This is a genomic window from Acinetobacter pullicarnis (assembly GCF_006352475.1).
Lineage (GTDB): Bacteria > Pseudomonadota > Gammaproteobacteria > Pseudomonadales > Moraxellaceae > Acinetobacter > Acinetobacter pullicarnis.
Genome location: NZ_VCMZ01000001.1, coordinates 3,631,862 through 3,646,555, shown reverse-complemented (window position 1 = coordinate 3,646,555; position 14,694 = coordinate 3,631,862). Strand labels below are relative to the sequence as shown.

Here is a 14,694-nt window from a genome sequence, read left to right as displayed (position 1 = left end):
GAATTAATGTCAGATTTTACTCAATTTCTTGTGCGTCAAGTGAACCTGATGGTGCGATTGGTACTTGTCTTCATGCTATTTTTCAGCCTGCAACTGTCGGTACAGGCTGAATCAGATATTACAGCAGGTGCGGTACAAAATGCGCATCTAGCAGATCAGCGACAAGCAAATACCTCGTTAGATGTAGCCTCAACTGACGTTGCCAATACAGCAGGCAGTGACAGTTTAGTCACCTTATCCAATTTAAATAGTCCCATCATCGATCAAGCCAATATTCTTAGCCCTGCAGAAAAGCAACAGCTGAGTCAGCAGATATTGCAGCTTTATCAGCAGGGTAAAGCACAAGTTGGGATTGTGATTGTGCGCAGTACGGGGCCAGAAAGTATTTTTGATTTCGCCATGCGTGTTGGGGAGCAGTGGAAACTGGGTTCTAATAAGACCGACAATGGTGTGGTGATTGCCGTGGCAGTAGATGATCGTCGCATTCATATTGCGACAGGCTATGGCCTTGAAGGTGTACTGCCCGATATTGTGGTGGGGCAGATTATTAGAAATCAAGTTACACCTGCATTTAAACAAGGTCAATTTGCATTGGGTATACAACAAGCCTTAAGTGAAATTGAACAAATTCTCAATTTGGATCCACAAATTGCCAAGCAAGCCGCAGAAGAATTACAGCAACGTCAGCAACAAGCAGTGAGTGAGCAAAAGGCCAAAGATAAGATCATGAGCACTGGTCTTGTGATCTTTTTTATTGGGACTTTTGCCTCAATGGCGGTCGGTAAAAAAGTCAGTGCTGCAACGTCTGGTGTCACAGGCTTTGCCGCTGGAATGATTTACGGTTCGGGCTTTATCACCAGTTTATTGGTTGGTTTTGGCTTATTTTTCCTAATTGTCACACCTCTGGCGCAACTGATCTTACAGGCGGTGCTCTCAGGTCGTGGTGGAGGCGGTGGAGGCCGTGGTGGTGGAAGCAGCGGTGGTTATGGCGGTGGTGGTGGACGCTTTGGCGGTGGAGGGGCATCAGGCTCATGGTAACGAAAACTGAAACGACAACAATTGTCACGACACCCAAACTGCCAGATCAGGTGCAACCGAGCGTAAAGCGTTGGTTAAAGCATGTTTGCTATTTACCTGCCAGTAAGCGCTATTTTTCCAAAGCGGATCAATTGGCGATTGCCGATGTGGTGCAGCAGGCTGAACAAGGCCATGTTGGTGAAATACAAGTGGTGATCGAAGGGGCAATGCCCAGTCGAGTGGCCTATCACATGGATACTCGGTTAAGGGCTGAGCAGCTATTTGCTGAGCTTGGGGTATGGGACACCGAATATAACAGTGGGGTGTTGCTCTACCTCAATCTCTGTGAGCAGAAAGTCGAGATTGTAATCGACCGTGGCATCCAGCAATTGACCTCACAACAGTGTTGGGATCAATTGTGTGCTGATCTACTGATTGGGCTTAAAAATAAAGACTACCGTGCGGCAGTATCTACAGCCATTGTTGAAATAGGCAAAATTTTCAATGCCTTTGATCAGCATCCAGAGATTGCCAAACAGAATGAACTGTTAGACCTTCCGATTATTCTCAGCTAAATACGTAATATTTAAGTTCAATTTAAAACTGACAAATTTTGTCAGTTTTTTTTCATTTGTGACGCTTATCGGTCTATAAAAAAATATTAATTGTTTAGAAAAAATTAACAAATAAAATAATTTACTCTAGTGTGGATTTAGTTTTCAGCCGAGCTTGATCCATTACCCATCATAAGCATTCAACACTATTCATCCATCAAGGTAGAGGATAATTCTATGCAAACAATTCAAAAGGGTTTCTCACTCATCGAACTGATGATCGTGGTCGCGATCATTGGTATTTTGGCAGCCTTTGCCATTCCGGCTTATCAAAACTATATTGCACGTACTCAGGTTGCTGACGCATTAAATGTGGCAGGGGGATTAAAAATACTGATGACGGAGGCCTTTGCTAATGACGGAGTGTGTGTGAACAACACTACTCCAGCAGACGCTGCTAAATATGGTATAGCACCTGAAATTACTACACAGTTTGTCGCATCCGTTGTAACAGGCGGGGCACCCGTTGCTGCTGGTGGATGTTCCATTATTGCTACATTTAAGACAGAGAATGTAGCAGTGGAGGTTAAAGGCGGAGTCTTAAGGCTTGATTTGAGAAGTAATGGTGGTGTGAATAAGTGGGAATGTACATCACCTGGAATAGATGCAAAGTTCTTACCAAAAACCTGTAGTAAAGGAACTCCAACTCCACTTCCAGTAAAAGCGAGTCCATAACTTAATTTAACTAAGTCATAGTTTCAAGCGCTATAGCACAATCACTTAAAGCATAACTAAAAGAGGCAGCATGCCTCTTTTAGTTTGTTGAAGCTTAAAAATGTTATCAATTCGGCAAAGGCTGAAAACGCTGTATATAATAGGCATCCTTTTTTTATTGTGGTCTTATGAGAGCCTTTTTTGTACTTCTCTCCGCCTTACTGCTTGCTGCAGCGTGGTTACTCCCGTTTCATAAAACCCCGTGGACTACTTTTGGTAGTGAGCTGCTGACTTTTGGCGCGGCGTTTAGTTTACTTGGAGCCTTTATCAAGCAACCCTTTAAAGTTGCAAAACCACAATGGCTTGTGGCTTGGGTGTTACTGATTCCATTGCTGCAATTGGCCTTTGGACAGGTGCTTTACTTAAGTAATGCTTTGCTCACTACAGGTTATCTGCTGTCCTTTTGGCTGATGATTGTGGCGGGTTATAACCTATCGCTCAATCCAGCAGCACGCGAAACCTTGTTTAAACGTTTTTGCCTACTGTTAATTGCTGTTGGGCTGTTATCCAGTTTGATTGCGGTGTTGCAATGGCTGCATTTAATTGGCTATTTTGCACCCTTTATGAATTACCTAAAGGGTAATCGTCCTTATGCCAACTTTGCGCAACCCAATAATTTAGCCACTTTTCTTACCATGAGTGTCTTGGCATGTCTGTATTTATATGAAAAAAGACTTTGCCCGAAAATTGCACTGATTCCTATTAGCTTGGTTCTAATTTTTACCATTGTACTGACCCAATCACGTACTTCATGGGTGGTGGCATTGTTTATCTTGGGCTATTGGGGGATTAAATCCTTTAACCGTTCTAAGCGTTTGAGCATGCTGCAATGTTTGGCTTGGGTCGGTATATTTGTGGGGATGATTTTTTTACTGCCGTATATCAATAGCTTGATTGAGTCATTCTCACATCAGCAGGTGATTAGTACCTCATCGGTGGTGCAACGTGCCTCTTCGGGCTATTTGCGTTTTGATATGTGGACACAAGGCTTGGTGGCGATTGGTCAGCAGCCATGGTTTGGCTATGGCTGGAATCAAACAGGCATGGCGCAAATTGCAGCCTTTGATCTGTATCCATCACATGAATGGTATAAGAGTGCGCATAATGTGGTGCTGGATCTATTGATCTGGAATGGGATTCCGATTGGCGCATTGATTTTACTTTATTTGACAGGTTGGTTGTATTGGCTCAATAAAGGCGCCAAAGAAAGTGTTTCGATTATTGCCATGTTGATGGTCAGTGCAATTTTGATTCATGCCTTGCTTGAGTTTCCGATTCACTATGCTTATTTCCTGTTGCCGATGGGCTTTTTGCTCGGCATGATTCAGGCACAGTATCCACGTTTACCAAGTATTGACGTTCCCCCAAATCTACTCCGCTTGTTTGTTGTGGTGGGGATAATCTTCGTCTCTGTTGTTTACCACGATTATCATTTATATCGCTATCAAAATGGTTTGGCGTATAAAAAACAATTAAATGCGGAAGAACAATTGGAGATGCAGGAGCAGATTTGGGTGCTCACTCAATTTAAAGATCGCTTACGCTGGATTCAACTTGATCCACGTAGTCAGTTGTCAGAGACTGAGCTCCAACACTTTAAACGGGTGGTCGCGAATTCAGCCTCTAGCTCTGATATCTTAAAATATGCAAGAGTCTTAGCCTTTAACGGTAAAAAAGCCGAAGCAGAGCATCAACTTTGGATCTTAAAAGAACTACATGGTCAAACCAAGCAATATGCTGACTTGATTGAGGTATCTGTAGCTTCTACACCTTAGTTTCTGTATGAAGGAATGCAATAAAAAAATCCCGTAGGTTATAAATAACGTACGGGATTTTTTTATTGCATCACACTACAGCATTTGTAGCTTAGATTTGGCTTTGAATATAGTTTTCAATGCCGACTGCAGCGGTTAGATCGAGTTGGGTGGTGAGCCAATCCCAGTATTCTTCTTCTTTTTCTAGAATTTCTTGTACCAAATCACGAGTTACATAGTCGAGCTTTTCTTCTGCGAGTTTCACCGTGATTTGCAGTGCTTCAATATTTTCTTTTACTTTACGCACATCACAATTTAAAACTTCAGCGGTATGTTGGCCAATGTAGAGTTTGCCAAGATGTTGCAGATTGGGTAGACCTTCTAAAAACAGCACCCGTGCAATAATCTTATCTGCATGTTTCATTTGACGAATAGATTCTTTGTATTCAGCACTACCGAGTTGCTCAATGCCCCAATCATTAAACATACGAGAATGTAGGAAATATTGGTTAATCGCAGTGAGGTGGTGGTAGAGCACCTGATTTAATTGATTAATAACATCACGATTGCCTTTCATGGGTGCAGCTCCGTAAACCGATTTTAGCCTTAACAATTTAAGGCAAGATGCAGCCATACTAACCAAGTTGGGCGTTATGAGCGAGTGGTTTATTGAACGGCAAATGAAAATCGAAATCAAAAGCCATTGAGTTTGAAGGAAATGAGGAATTTATACGGCGATAACATAGCGGGATTGATTTTTTGAGTAAGTAATGAGCAAGCTTCAGCTATTTATTTATAATAATGAGTGTTTGAATAATCAACTAAACTTGTTAAATATTTTCAGGCGGCAACTGAAAGTCGAGCAGCCAATTCTGCAAGTTCACTATTGATAATACTACGTGCTTCAGGCACACAACGGCCACAACATGTGCCTAAATCGAGTAAATCACGGATTTCGCGATAACTCTCAGCGCCATTTGCAACAGCTTCCTGAATATCTTGATCTGTAATACCACGACATAAACAAACGTACATTTAACTAACCACCACTCAAATGGGATACTTGTTATTATTGATAATTATTATCGTTTGTCAAACTAAATTGTTGAAAAATTAACACATGGTGATTGTCTTTCTAGATTATAAATGAAAATATGATCGAAAAAATAATAATGTACTCAACTATTCTGCCTTGGTTGCTGATGAATTAAGCCGCATCTTAAAGCAGTTCATATGAATAAAACGGAGTGGATAAGCTGTCACTCATTATTGGGAATATATAAAAGTACTTTCAAATCAATGAAGTGAAAGGTGTGTATGGCGGCTTAAGCAAATAAGCTGTGGTATTGGATTGTATTTAATCGATAGTGGCAAATTCTTCCAAAACCAAGCAATGAAAATATACTTAGGAAGAATGAAAAGTGATTAAAAAATAATTTATTTTTAGCAACGTACAGTGTTATTTAGGCTGTGATTTTAGGGTTGAGCAAGTGAAGGGGAAAGGCACACCTCATAAAATATAGTGGAACTGTGGATAACTTTAGACTTATCAACTGTGCATAAAAGGGGTGTAATTACTGTAAAACCAACGCAGTTAAGCATTTGATTAACAAGGTGATCTTAAGGATGGAATGATGAGGCTGAATAAATTTTCTGATTTAGCCTCAAGTCATCTCAGTATTTCTACAAATGCTTAGATCGCTCTTTAACTCATTTACTTGTGTAATTGTATGATCATTTAAGCGTTGTGAGCTGATCATTAGGCAATGCGTATTATGGGACTTCTGTATTATATTGAAATTATTAGATAATATGGATCGGGTGGCTTCAATATAATTTGAAAACCAAACTTAGTTTATTCTCATTTTTTTTGTAGAAATCACATGGAATTTTCTTATCGGTTAAACAGTATCTAATTGCACGCTTATAATATTAGTCGCGTGGCTTAAAACAAGGCTTCAACAATAATAAACATAATCATATTTATAAGATAATAATGATTAGTAAAATAAGTTCATATATTTTAATGAATTAGTTTTAATTGTTCTATATGTGGGAAATTGCATATCAGTTTACCCATGGGCTTAGTACTTTTAAATGCCTAAAATGCCTGCATATTATATCCTAGTGATCGGAGTCTAGGCATGAAAAAACTAACAGGTGTTTATCATAACGAACAACAACATTGGGTCGGTGATGGTTTTCCAGTCAGAACTTTATTCTCATATGATCGTCTAGGGCAAGCAATCAGTCCTTTCTTATTGCTAGATTATGCTGCGCCTTATCATTTTGATCCAACACTGGCACAACGTGGTGTTGGATCACATCCCCATCGTGGTTTTGAAACAGTTACGCTGGCCTACAAAGGTGAAGTGACGCATAAAGACTCGCACGGTGGTGGCGGTACAATCAAAACAGGTGATGTACAGTGGATGACAGCGGGTGCGGGTTTAGTTCATCAAGAGTTCCATTCAGAGGACTTTGCTAAAACGGGTGGTTTATTTGAAATGGTACAGCTCTGGGTTAATTTACCAACTGCAGATAAAATGACGGCACCTAAATATCAAGCCATAGAAGCTGCGACATTTCCACAAATAAGCTTAGATGCGTTTGGGAGTCAATTGCGTGTTATCGCCGGTAGATTTGCAGATCAGCAAGGCCCAGCAATGACCTATAGTCCAGTTAATGTTTGGGATGTGTCACTCAAATCTGAGCAGGTTCAGGATTTTTATGTTCCTGTAGGTCATAATAGTTTATTGGTGGTTTTAGATGGTCGGGTAAACGTGAATATAACCAACGAGATTGTCGATCATTCGGTTGTATTATTTGCCAACGATGCGGATCCACATATTCATATCGAAGCTTTAAGTGATGCTCAGTTTTTGATATTGACTGGCCAACCGTTGAATGAGCCAATTGAAGGCTATGGACCGTTTGTCATGAATACTCAGGAAGAAATTATTGAGGCATTTAATGATTTTAATAACGGTAAATTTGGTCAGATTAAAGCAGAAATTTAGGCGTGGTTAATCCCGAAAAATAAGTCTAAATATGCATCATCTCTCTGCAAAAATAAAAGGGCTTCTATATGTGAAATCATAGAAGCCCTTTGCGCTGTAGTTTTATTTTTAACTCATTTTTTTAATGCTTTTATTATCTTTTATTATCCTTTTTGTGATGTTTTTATCATTTTTGTGGCTTAATATTAATCAAATATTACTCGTTTGTAAACCTCTATTTAAATAAAAAGTCCAATTATCTTACTTTTTTAAAAGCTTATTTTGCTAAAAAGCTAAAATATATTTGATTTAATATAGGTTTATTTGATTAAGCGACTAATCAATAAAATTACAATTCAAATGAGATTGATGAAACCATGATCTGAAAATAAAAGGAAAACTGGAACTTTTTAATAAGGGGTTTCTTGAAATCTTGATTCATAATAAATCTTATCGTCAACGCATGGATAACAACTGTGAAGATAGCAGTGATTGGTAGTGGGATGGCCGGACTGGCAACCGCAAGAATTCTAAAAGATGCAGGGCATGATATTACGATCTTCGAAGCGCTCGCAGGGCGTGGTATGGATAGCCATACCGTTATATTTGAAGATGGGTTGATTGATGCTCCCCTACGCGTGATGAATCCACATTTATGGAAAAACACACTGAGCCTCGCGGCATATTTGGGGATTCCCACTTTTCCTGTACGTACCTATATGGCGTGCAGTTGGTTATTTGAAAATAAGACAGAAACATGGCTAACCACAACACGTAGCCGTATTGGTAACTTTCCAATTATTAATAATCGTAAAGGAATCAAGCAGTATGGCTGGCGCTTAGTCAAAGGTATGTTGCAACTTAAAACTGCAATTCATCAGTTTTTTAAATCAAAAAATCAAGATATTACCTTGGCTGAATTTATGAATCAGCACCATATCGAAGAGGTTTTTTGGCATGGTGCGGTGATGCCCGTACTTTATACAATTTGCACCTGTAACCCTAAAACGATTGGTGAATGGCCTGCCAAGCCATTGTTGATTTTTTTAAGACAGCTAACGGATGGTGATGCTTTATTGCGTCTACAAGGTGGAACACCTGCGCTCGTGGATAAGTTAATTCAAGGAATTGAAATCCGTAGCGGTTCAGCCATTACCCAGATCACTGAAAAAGATGATCAAATCTTGGTGATGAATGAAACTGGGGAAAATGATTACTTTGATCGGGTTGTCGTTGCAACACCGACTAACAAGATTGATGAATTCTTGGATCCAATTCAGTTTGCAGATGATATTGCCTTGCTTAAACAATTCCGTTTTGAGCAAGGTGATTTAGTGATTCATACCGATCCCTCTGTGATGCCACCCCAGCGTAAAGATTGGGCAGTGCTAAGCTATATGATGGATCGTCAATTTACCCGTCAACAGTTTACGGTTTGGTTAAACTCAATTGAGCCGAGTTTGGTTGGTAAGACACCAGTATTTCAAACCTGGCGACCAGTGACCGATATTGATCCTAAAAAGATTATCTCTACAGTCACTTTAAACCGCGCTGTGGTTGACTCTAAAACAGTAGCATTGAATAAAGCATTACAAGAACGTCATCGCAGTCTGGATCGTAAAATCTTCTATTGTGGTTCATGGTCTTGTGACGGTTTGCCAATTTTAGAATCAGCTGTAACTTCCGCAATGCATATCGCTGAAATCTTTGGTGCACCGCTAGATTTTGTCGGTTTAAAACCGAAAGTTGAAGTTGCACCAGAGCTTGGTTATTAATTAAAAATGCAACGCTGGTGGAAGCCATTATCTCAATGGAAACCAACGCATAAATATGCCATTAACTCAAATTATCTCGGTGACCAAACACAATTGGCCTGGAGTAATTTGGGTTATTGGGATGTAGAGACGGTGAATTATGCGCAAGCATGCCAGCAATTGGCTGAGCGACTTGCTCAAGCTGTTCAACTCAACGCTTCGGATGTACTGCTCGACTTAGGCTGTGGCCAAGGTGCGAGTTTGGCCTATTGGCAACAGCACTACGCCATTCAGCAACTGACTGGTGTTGAGTTGCAGCAAAGTTGTATTGAACAGATACAACAATTCCTCCACCCATGTCCTGTGTTATATACACAATCCTTTCTTGAACTGGCACAGATGCAGTTTAAACAAAACTTCGATGTGATCATGTGCATTGATGCCGCCTATCATAGTCCGTTAACTCCTTTTTTAAGTGCCGTGACATCGGTCATGCGCAATGGCGCACGATTAGGTTTTCATTATTTGCTTTTAACTCAGCCATGGCAGCAATTGAGTGCTATTCAGCAGCAACGTTATAAATATTTACTCAAAGCAGCAGATGTTGATATTCAAGATTTGATGACACAGGCGCAATTGATTGAGCAATTACAACAAGATCAACTGACGCAAATTTGTATTGAAGATCTCTCTAAGCCGGTGTTGGATGGCTTTGCAAACTATGCACAAGAGTTAGGCACACCGAAATTGTCACAATGCTTGCAGTTTGATTATTTAAAAATCAAGATGACGGCCAAGCTTTGTCGGTATTTGTATCAAGATGGCTTGATCCGTTATGTGCAAGTGAGTGCACAGTACCTGAAGTAAACACCATAAAAAAAGCCCTAAATCATTATAATTTAGGGCTTAATTCATCATATAACATAATACTGAATTATATGATTTTATCTGTTTGGTGCCGACACACGGATTCGAACTGTGGACCTACTGATTACAAGTCAGTTGCTCTACCAACTGAGCTATGTCGGCAACGTGGCGCAGATTCTACAGAATTTACTGCAGATTGCAAGTGAAAATAAAAGAATATAGATGTAAGGTCAGTTTAAATATTGCTACTACTAACTCAATATATTGATTTAATGAGTTTTTTGTTTATTTAAAAGTCTTTAATCGTGGTAGTCACAATATCGCCCACCTGTGAAAGATGGGCGATATTGGCATGAATGAGAATAATGTTACTTAATTACGCATAATCATAGGCTTTGATCCATAAGATTGGTCGTATTCGCTGCTTCAAGGTCTTGTACATTTATCTGTTTTCTTTGCCTCTTAATATTTGGTCTAGCGCTTGAGCGCATTCTTCTAAAGTAAGTGCCATATCAATTTGCATTTGAGGTTTTAATTCATTTGCCAAGCTTCTCCATTCTTCGATGAGTCGTGTTACTTTCTGAATTTTGTGTTTATTGATGTCCTTTGCAAGGGTTGGGGTATAACCGCCACGTTTAGCATTTTTGAGCTGTTTGACATAATTTATGCTGTTATTCATTGTCACTCCCGAATAGCAGATTCTATGTAATCACTACTTTGTACTTCGTTTTTTAGGTTTACCGCATTTTCAGTTTAAATGTTGAACATTGCGTCTATATGATAAGTTGCTGCTTTTTTGGACAGTCGGCCATGTGTTGTTTTGGACTGTTCCATTGAGTTATAGCAGTTTATTTTTTTTGAGCAAGTCCCAAATTTAAATGAGAGAGATCCGGTCTGTATCCACTATGGCTGTTTAAAATATTCAAAATATATGCCATCCGACTTGTGTTTGAATCGAGTATTGTCTAAAAATGCTTGCTGCTGATAATATTTAAGTTATAGCCTGTTATAAAAAAAGGTTATTGAGATATCATTTTGTTTAGCATGTAAATTTTTCTAAAAATAGGAAGTGTGGTGATGGTCGTCAAGATAAAAAATGGTTTACAGGTTTTCAGTTTTTCTCTATTACTTTCGATTGCAGCGATGGCGCAAGCAGATACGACCTCTGTTGCAGCTAGACAGCTTGTTAATCAGGCGAATCAAGGGGATATGGCTGCACAAATGCAGTTGCTGATGATGTATGGCAAAGGCGATGGGGTAGAAAAAGACCTTGCTAAAGCATTTGAATATGGCAAAAAAGCGGCATTGCAAGGGAATCCCTATGCGCAGTATATGGTTGGGATGATGCTGATTCGCGGGACTGGCGTTGCTCCAAACGAACAGGAAGGTGTGAAGTGGTTAACCACTGCAGCCGAGGCTGGACAGGTGACAGCACAAACCACTTTAGGCGGTTATTATTTGGCAGGGCAATGGGTGACACAAAATGATGCACTTGCCTTGAAATGGACGGAAGCAGCCGCGAAGCAAAATGATAGTTTGGCATTAAATAATTTGGGGTGGATGTATTATAAAGGCCAAGCTGTTACTCAGAATAATCAGCAAGCCGTAGCATACTTGGAGCGCAGTATTAAGCAAAACAATCCAAGAGCGATGGCAAACCTTGCAACACTTTATAGCCGTGGTGATGGTGTGATGCAAAGTGATCAAAAATCGGTAGCGCTCCTACAAAAGGCAGCTGATCTTGGTATGCCAGAAGCCAAATTTAATCTTGCTGCTGCATATTATGAAGGGAAGGGCGTTAAACAAGATCAAGAGAAGGCGATGCAACTCATTCAGCAAGCTGCCGATGCTGGCGTACCGGCTGCGATTCAAATCATCAGAGAAAGTCTGCAGCAACAAGGTGATTGTCAACAGGTTGAGCGTATGGTGAATGGGAAAGTCATGACTGCAGTTGAATGCCCACTTTAAATTTTAAAATATTAAATTCATCTTTATGATTAATTTTTTTCAGTATCCAAGTGAATTGTATTTATCGGTAGAATCATGCATGTAAATTTGGTTCTACTTGGATATTTCTTTTTATATTTAGTGTCGAATAGAGTAGATAATGATTAAAACACTTAAAAAGTTAATTAAATTTATACCAGGGATAGGGGCACTAACAGCTTCAAGTATCAGTTTTGCGCAGTTAGATAAAGAGCAACAATGGCAGCAGGTTTATGATGCACGAACAGCTTTTTATGAGCAGCATATAGGGGCGCTGCCAGCTGATATTATGAAATCACCGTCATTATTTGTGGTCTGGCCTGCTGGTGGGTTCTATGTGATCCCTGCGGATAAAATAGCGAAGGGATTGTGGGCTTATACCAGTTTTGGGCTAAGCAATGTTGATATGCCAGCTAATATGAAGGCAACCAATGTACAGCTTGAGTATGATGATCAAGGGCGAGTAACGTCTAGCTCTGCAACATTAGAAAATAAAAATCCGCAGATGACCGTTCCAGAGACAGCAGGTTATGGCTATGAGGTCTTATTGATTACCAAAGAGAATGAAGAATGGCCACTTTGGTTTCTACAGTGGTTTGCCAATGCAGAGCTTAGCAACGATGCAGGTATTTTGAATCGAGTAGAAGAATATAATGGCTTAACTGTAGAAGCGATTCAGGTCGGTGAGAATAGTGAAGATCAGATCAATGTCCTAATTACCAAAGCTCAACAACCATTGCCCACGGGTATTCAGCTCCCAAATGGAAAAATGGAATTTTTGGTGGCTATTGTGATTACCGATGAAGAAATGCAATGGTCAATGGAGCATGGTCGTGATGCTTTACTTCAAAAACTGATGAAGAGTGGCATTGGGCAAGTGAGTGATCGTCATCGTGCATCTGTTGTGAAATAGTTTTTTGATGAATGATCCGATGCATCATAAGATGTTAAGGTCTTATAAATGCACGGGATCAATCAAAGAATGCTTTAGTGCATAAGCTTCGTTTATTTTTCAATAGCGGGCTTATGTTCAAGCTCTTTGCTTAGGAAGTAATTTAAGAAGGTTCGAATCACAGCAATAATTGCCAGCTTAATCAAACTATCCAAATCTGGATCGACTGTAGTAATTAAAATGTCGGCAGCCAATTGAAATTCTAATGCTGTTGCGAGCCAGTCACCAAAGCAATAACGTGCAGTTCGGCCAGATTTTAATTGAATAAGAATAATCAGTGTTTTAACTAATCCGATGACCACACAAATGACGGAAATGATTTCTAAAAATAATTGAAGAAAATGAACACTAGAAATTAATATTTCACGTAAAAACGATATCTCAAACATTAAAAGCCTCAAGCATAGATTTTAAATTTTATTTATTTAAAATATCAGTCATTTCCAACAACATTAAAGAAAATTATCGTGATTTTGTCACAGCTTGATGATGTGGAAACTTGGCTATTGTCATAGATTCTATTAAATAAGGCATAAGATTCAGAACAGATGATAGATGTCGTACCACGCAGAGCTAAAACTTCGGGTGCTGGGTATTCTTCGCAGACAACAAAAAAGGCTTAAACCTTTTAGGTGTAAGCCTTTTGACATCATGTGGATGCATGATGGTAATTCTTGGCGGTGAGAGAGGGAATCACATTTTCTAATTAAGTTAATGAAATTAATATAATTTAAAAAAACATTTTTAGGATTTTACCCCCAATTATACCCCCAAATGAATAAGGGTACTTCCGTATCTACTTAGCGCCTGTTTTTACTATAGGATAAAAGCTTTATAAGATTTTGCTCTGTACACGACAAATTTCACAGAACCCTTATCCTATCAGGGTTCTGCCTTCTTAAAATTGCCAAAATTTCCTTAAACTCTTCTTTTTTCCCAAAACCAATTAAACGCTGAATCGCCATTTGAACATAGTCTAAACCATAGCGAAATAAACTCATTGAGAGTCGTCCATGCTTCTTTATTTTTATCACTTTTTTTTGATCATGTTGCCATTCACCCGTTAAGTAACACCAACAGAAGCTTATAGCTAACACCGCAATCAATTTTTTCACTCGTCTAGGGTCTGTCAAGCGCGTATTTTCAAGATTAAACCCGCGTCCTTTGAGACAACTGAATAAGGTTTCAATTTCCCAGCGTAATGCATAATCCTGAATAGCATTGGCATTAAACTGAGGAGAAACGACGAGTAAAAGCTCTCCATTTTCTAACTGTAGTGCACTTATATATAGTTTCACCCGACCAACCAAAATCCGTCGTTTACGACATTCAATTTGACCAACTTTAAGATGGCGAAATAAATCACTAATTTTATGATTCTTTCCTAAATGATTGGTGACAATGAAGTTTTTTTAACACGAATGCAGAAGTTGATGTCTTGTTCAATTAACCATGTAAACCACTGCTCACCGATAAACTCTCTGTCTGCGAACACATTCACAATACGGTCTTTACCAAAAATGGCTATAAAGCGTTGAATCAAAGCAATACGCTCTTTCGTATCTGAATTTCCACGTTTATTAAGCAATGTCCAAAGGATAGGTATCGCTATTCCACGATAAACGATTGCGAGCATCAGGATATTAATATTTCGTTTTCCCCATTTCCAATTGGTTCTATCTAAAGTCAGTTGCACTTGGTCGAATGAAAACATATTGAAAATCAACTGAGAAATTTGACGATAATCAAAATACTGACCTGCAAAGAAGCGCTGCATACGTCGATAAAATGATTGTGGTAAGCACTTGATGGGCAAGGCTTTAGATGCAGAAGAAAGATTACATGTTTGCTTTAAAATAATCACAAGCATGATGAGCGCAAAGCACTTTAAATGTGACTTGTTCCATTTTAGATATTTGTTTAAGATAAGATATAACTCATTGAGATGTGTCATAGTATTCGTCGTTAGAAAACAATTATTATGACATTATTTCAATGAGTTATCTATTTTTGTCGTGTACAGAGAAGATTTTGTTA

The 14,694-nt window shown here is 39.2% G+C and carries 14 protein-coding genes and 1 tRNA gene; 9 read left to right on the top strand and 6 right to left on the bottom strand.

The window, feature by feature from the left end; genetic code table 11:
• Positions 1-6 precede the first annotated feature (6 nt).
• From FD716_RS16350 to FD716_RS16335, 4 genes are all read left to right on the top strand, one after another.
• Positions 7-1,038 (top strand): TPM domain-containing protein, encoded by a 1,032-nt coding sequence (locus FD716_RS16350; RefSeq protein ID WP_139853294.1) that lies wholly within the window; start codon positions 7-9, stop codon positions 1,036-1,038.
• Positions 1,032-1,592 (top strand): TPM domain-containing protein, encoded by a 561-nt coding sequence (locus tag FD716_RS16345; protein ID WP_139853293.1) that lies wholly within the window; start codon positions 1,032-1,034, stop codon positions 1,590-1,592. The genes FD716_RS16350 and FD716_RS16345 overlap by 7 nt, the downstream gene beginning before the upstream one ends.
• Before the next feature lie 216 nt (positions 1,593-1,808).
• A complete protein-coding gene (locus FD716_RS16340; RefSeq protein WP_139853292.1) occupies positions 1,809-2,306 on the top strand; it encodes a pilin in 498 nt (165 codons plus the stop codon).
• Between the two features lie 167 nt (positions 2,307-2,473).
• Positions 2,474-4,120: a PglL family O-oligosaccharyltransferase gene (locus tag FD716_RS16335; RefSeq protein WP_139853291.1), complete on the top strand. Its 1,647-nt coding sequence runs from the start codon at positions 2,474-2,476 to the stop codon at positions 4,118-4,120.
• 91 nt (positions 4,121-4,211) lie between these two features.
• On the opposite strand, the gene bfr is transcribed toward FD716_RS16335, so the two are convergent.
• Complete coding sequence (gene bfr, locus FD716_RS16330; RefSeq protein WP_139853290.1) at positions 4,212-4,676, bottom strand: heteropolymeric bacterioferritin subunit Bfr; 465 nt, start codon at positions 4,674-4,676, stop codon at positions 4,212-4,214.
• 263 nt (positions 4,677-4,939) lie between these two features.
• Positions 4,940-5,134: a bacterioferritin-associated ferredoxin gene (locus FD716_RS16325; protein WP_139853289.1), complete on the bottom strand. Its 195-nt coding sequence runs from the start codon at positions 5,132-5,134 to the stop codon at positions 4,940-4,942.
• Between the two features lie 1,109 nt (positions 5,135-6,243).
• Here FD716_RS16325 and FD716_RS16320 point away from each other — a divergent pair.
• The 3 genes from FD716_RS16320 to FD716_RS16310 all read left to right on the top strand — a co-directional run bounded on the left by FD716_RS16320 (position 6,244) and on the right by FD716_RS16310 (position 9,719).
• The gene (locus FD716_RS16320) at positions 6,244-7,119 is read left to right on the top strand and encodes a pirin family protein (RefSeq protein WP_139853288.1); all 876 of its coding nucleotides are present in this window, start codon (positions 6,244-6,246) and stop codon (positions 7,117-7,119) included.
• A gap of 455 nt (positions 7,120-7,574) precedes the next feature.
• Positions 7,575-8,873 carry an FAD-dependent oxidoreductase gene (locus FD716_RS16315; RefSeq protein WP_215895473.1) on the top strand — a complete coding sequence of 433 codons (1,299 nt, stop codon included), beginning with the start codon at positions 7,575-7,577 and terminating at the stop codon, positions 8,871-8,873.
• 6 nt (positions 8,874-8,879) lie between these two features.
• Positions 8,880-9,719, top strand: a complete 840-nt coding sequence (locus tag FD716_RS16310) for an SAM-dependent methyltransferase (protein ID WP_139853287.1) — start codon at positions 8,880-8,882, stop codon at positions 9,717-9,719.
• 86 nt (positions 9,720-9,805) lie between these two features.
• On the opposite strand, the gene FD716_RS16305 is transcribed toward FD716_RS16310, so the two are convergent.
• A tRNA-Thr gene (locus tag FD716_RS16305) sits at positions 9,806-9,881 on the bottom strand.
• Between the two features lie 280 nt (positions 9,882-10,161).
• Positions 10,162-10,398: a hypothetical protein gene (locus tag FD716_RS16300; protein WP_139853286.1), complete on the bottom strand. Its 237-nt coding sequence runs from the start codon at positions 10,396-10,398 to the stop codon at positions 10,162-10,164.
• A gap of 398 nt (positions 10,399-10,796) precedes the next feature.
• Between FD716_RS16300 and FD716_RS16295 the strand changes: the two genes are divergently transcribed.
• Positions 10,797-11,687 (top strand): tetratricopeptide repeat protein, encoded by an 891-nt coding sequence (locus tag FD716_RS16295; protein WP_139853285.1) that lies wholly within the window; start codon positions 10,797-10,799, stop codon positions 11,685-11,687.
• Positions 11,688-11,826: 139 nt separating this feature from the next.
• Positions 11,827-12,618, top strand: coding sequence for a suppressor of fused domain protein (locus tag FD716_RS16290; RefSeq protein WP_139853284.1), 792 nt, complete (start codon positions 11,827-11,829; stop codon positions 12,616-12,618).
• A gap of 92 nt (positions 12,619-12,710) precedes the next feature.
• Here the strand turns inward: FD716_RS16290 and FD716_RS16285 are convergent, their stop codons facing one another.
• Both FD716_RS16285 and FD716_RS16280 read right to left on the bottom strand, forming a co-directional pair.
• The gene (locus FD716_RS16285) at positions 12,711-13,046 is read right to left on the bottom strand and encodes a DUF1622 domain-containing protein (RefSeq protein ID WP_139853283.1); all 336 of its coding nucleotides are present in this window, start codon (positions 13,044-13,046) and stop codon (positions 12,711-12,713) included.
• A gap of 474 nt (positions 13,047-13,520) precedes the next feature.
• Positions 13,521-14,611 (bottom strand): IS4-like element ISAba1 family transposase gene (locus FD716_RS16280; RefSeq protein WP_088631513.1). Its coding sequence is split into 2 segments (ribosomal slippage): positions 13,521-14,071 and positions 14,071-14,611, totalling 1,092 coding nucleotides; the frame shifts between segments, so codons are not numbered across the junction.
• Positions 14,612-14,694: the final 83 nt, after the last annotated feature.

What these genes read in the sequence shown, in the direction of transcription:
- FD716_RS16290 (WP_139853284.1), top strand. Translation starts at nt 11,827, where the DNA reads ATGATTAAAACACTTAAAAAGTTAATTAAATTTATACCAGGGATAGGG.
- bfr (WP_139853290.1), bottom strand. Translation starts at nt 4,676, where the DNA reads ATGAAAGGCAATCGTGATGTTATTAATCAATTAAATCAGGTGCTCTAC.
- FD716_RS16295 (WP_139853285.1), top strand. Translation starts at nt 10,797, where the DNA reads ATGGTCGTCAAGATAAAAAATGGTTTACAGGTTTTCAGTTTTTCTCTA.
- FD716_RS16340 (WP_139853292.1), top strand. Translation starts at nt 1,809, where the DNA reads ATGCAAACAATTCAAAAGGGTTTCTCACTCATCGAACTGATGATCGTG.
- FD716_RS16350 (WP_139853294.1), top strand. Translation starts at nt 7, where the DNA reads ATGTCAGATTTTACTCAATTTCTTGTGCGTCAAGTGAACCTGATGGTG.
- FD716_RS16300 (WP_139853286.1), bottom strand. Translation starts at nt 10,398, where the DNA reads ATGAATAACAGCATAAATTATGTCAAACAGCTCAAAAATGCTAAACGT.
- FD716_RS16335 (WP_139853291.1), top strand. Translation starts at nt 2,474, where the DNA reads ATGAGAGCCTTTTTTGTACTTCTCTCCGCCTTACTGCTTGCTGCAGCG.
- FD716_RS16285 (WP_139853283.1), bottom strand. Translation starts at nt 13,046, where the DNA reads ATGTTTGAGATATCGTTTTTACGTGAAATATTAATTTCTAGTGTTCAT.
- FD716_RS16345 (WP_139853293.1), top strand. Translation starts at nt 1,032, where the DNA reads ATGGTAACGAAAACTGAAACGACAACAATTGTCACGACACCCAAACTG.
- FD716_RS16320 (WP_139853288.1), top strand. Translation starts at nt 6,244, where the DNA reads ATGAAAAAACTAACAGGTGTTTATCATAACGAACAACAACATTGGGTC.
- FD716_RS16325 (WP_139853289.1), bottom strand. Translation starts at nt 5,134, where the DNA reads ATGTACGTTTGTTTATGTCGTGGTATTACAGATCAAGATATTCAGGAA.
- FD716_RS16310 (WP_139853287.1), top strand. Translation starts at nt 8,880, where the DNA reads ATGCAACGCTGGTGGAAGCCATTATCTCAATGGAAACCAACGCATAAA.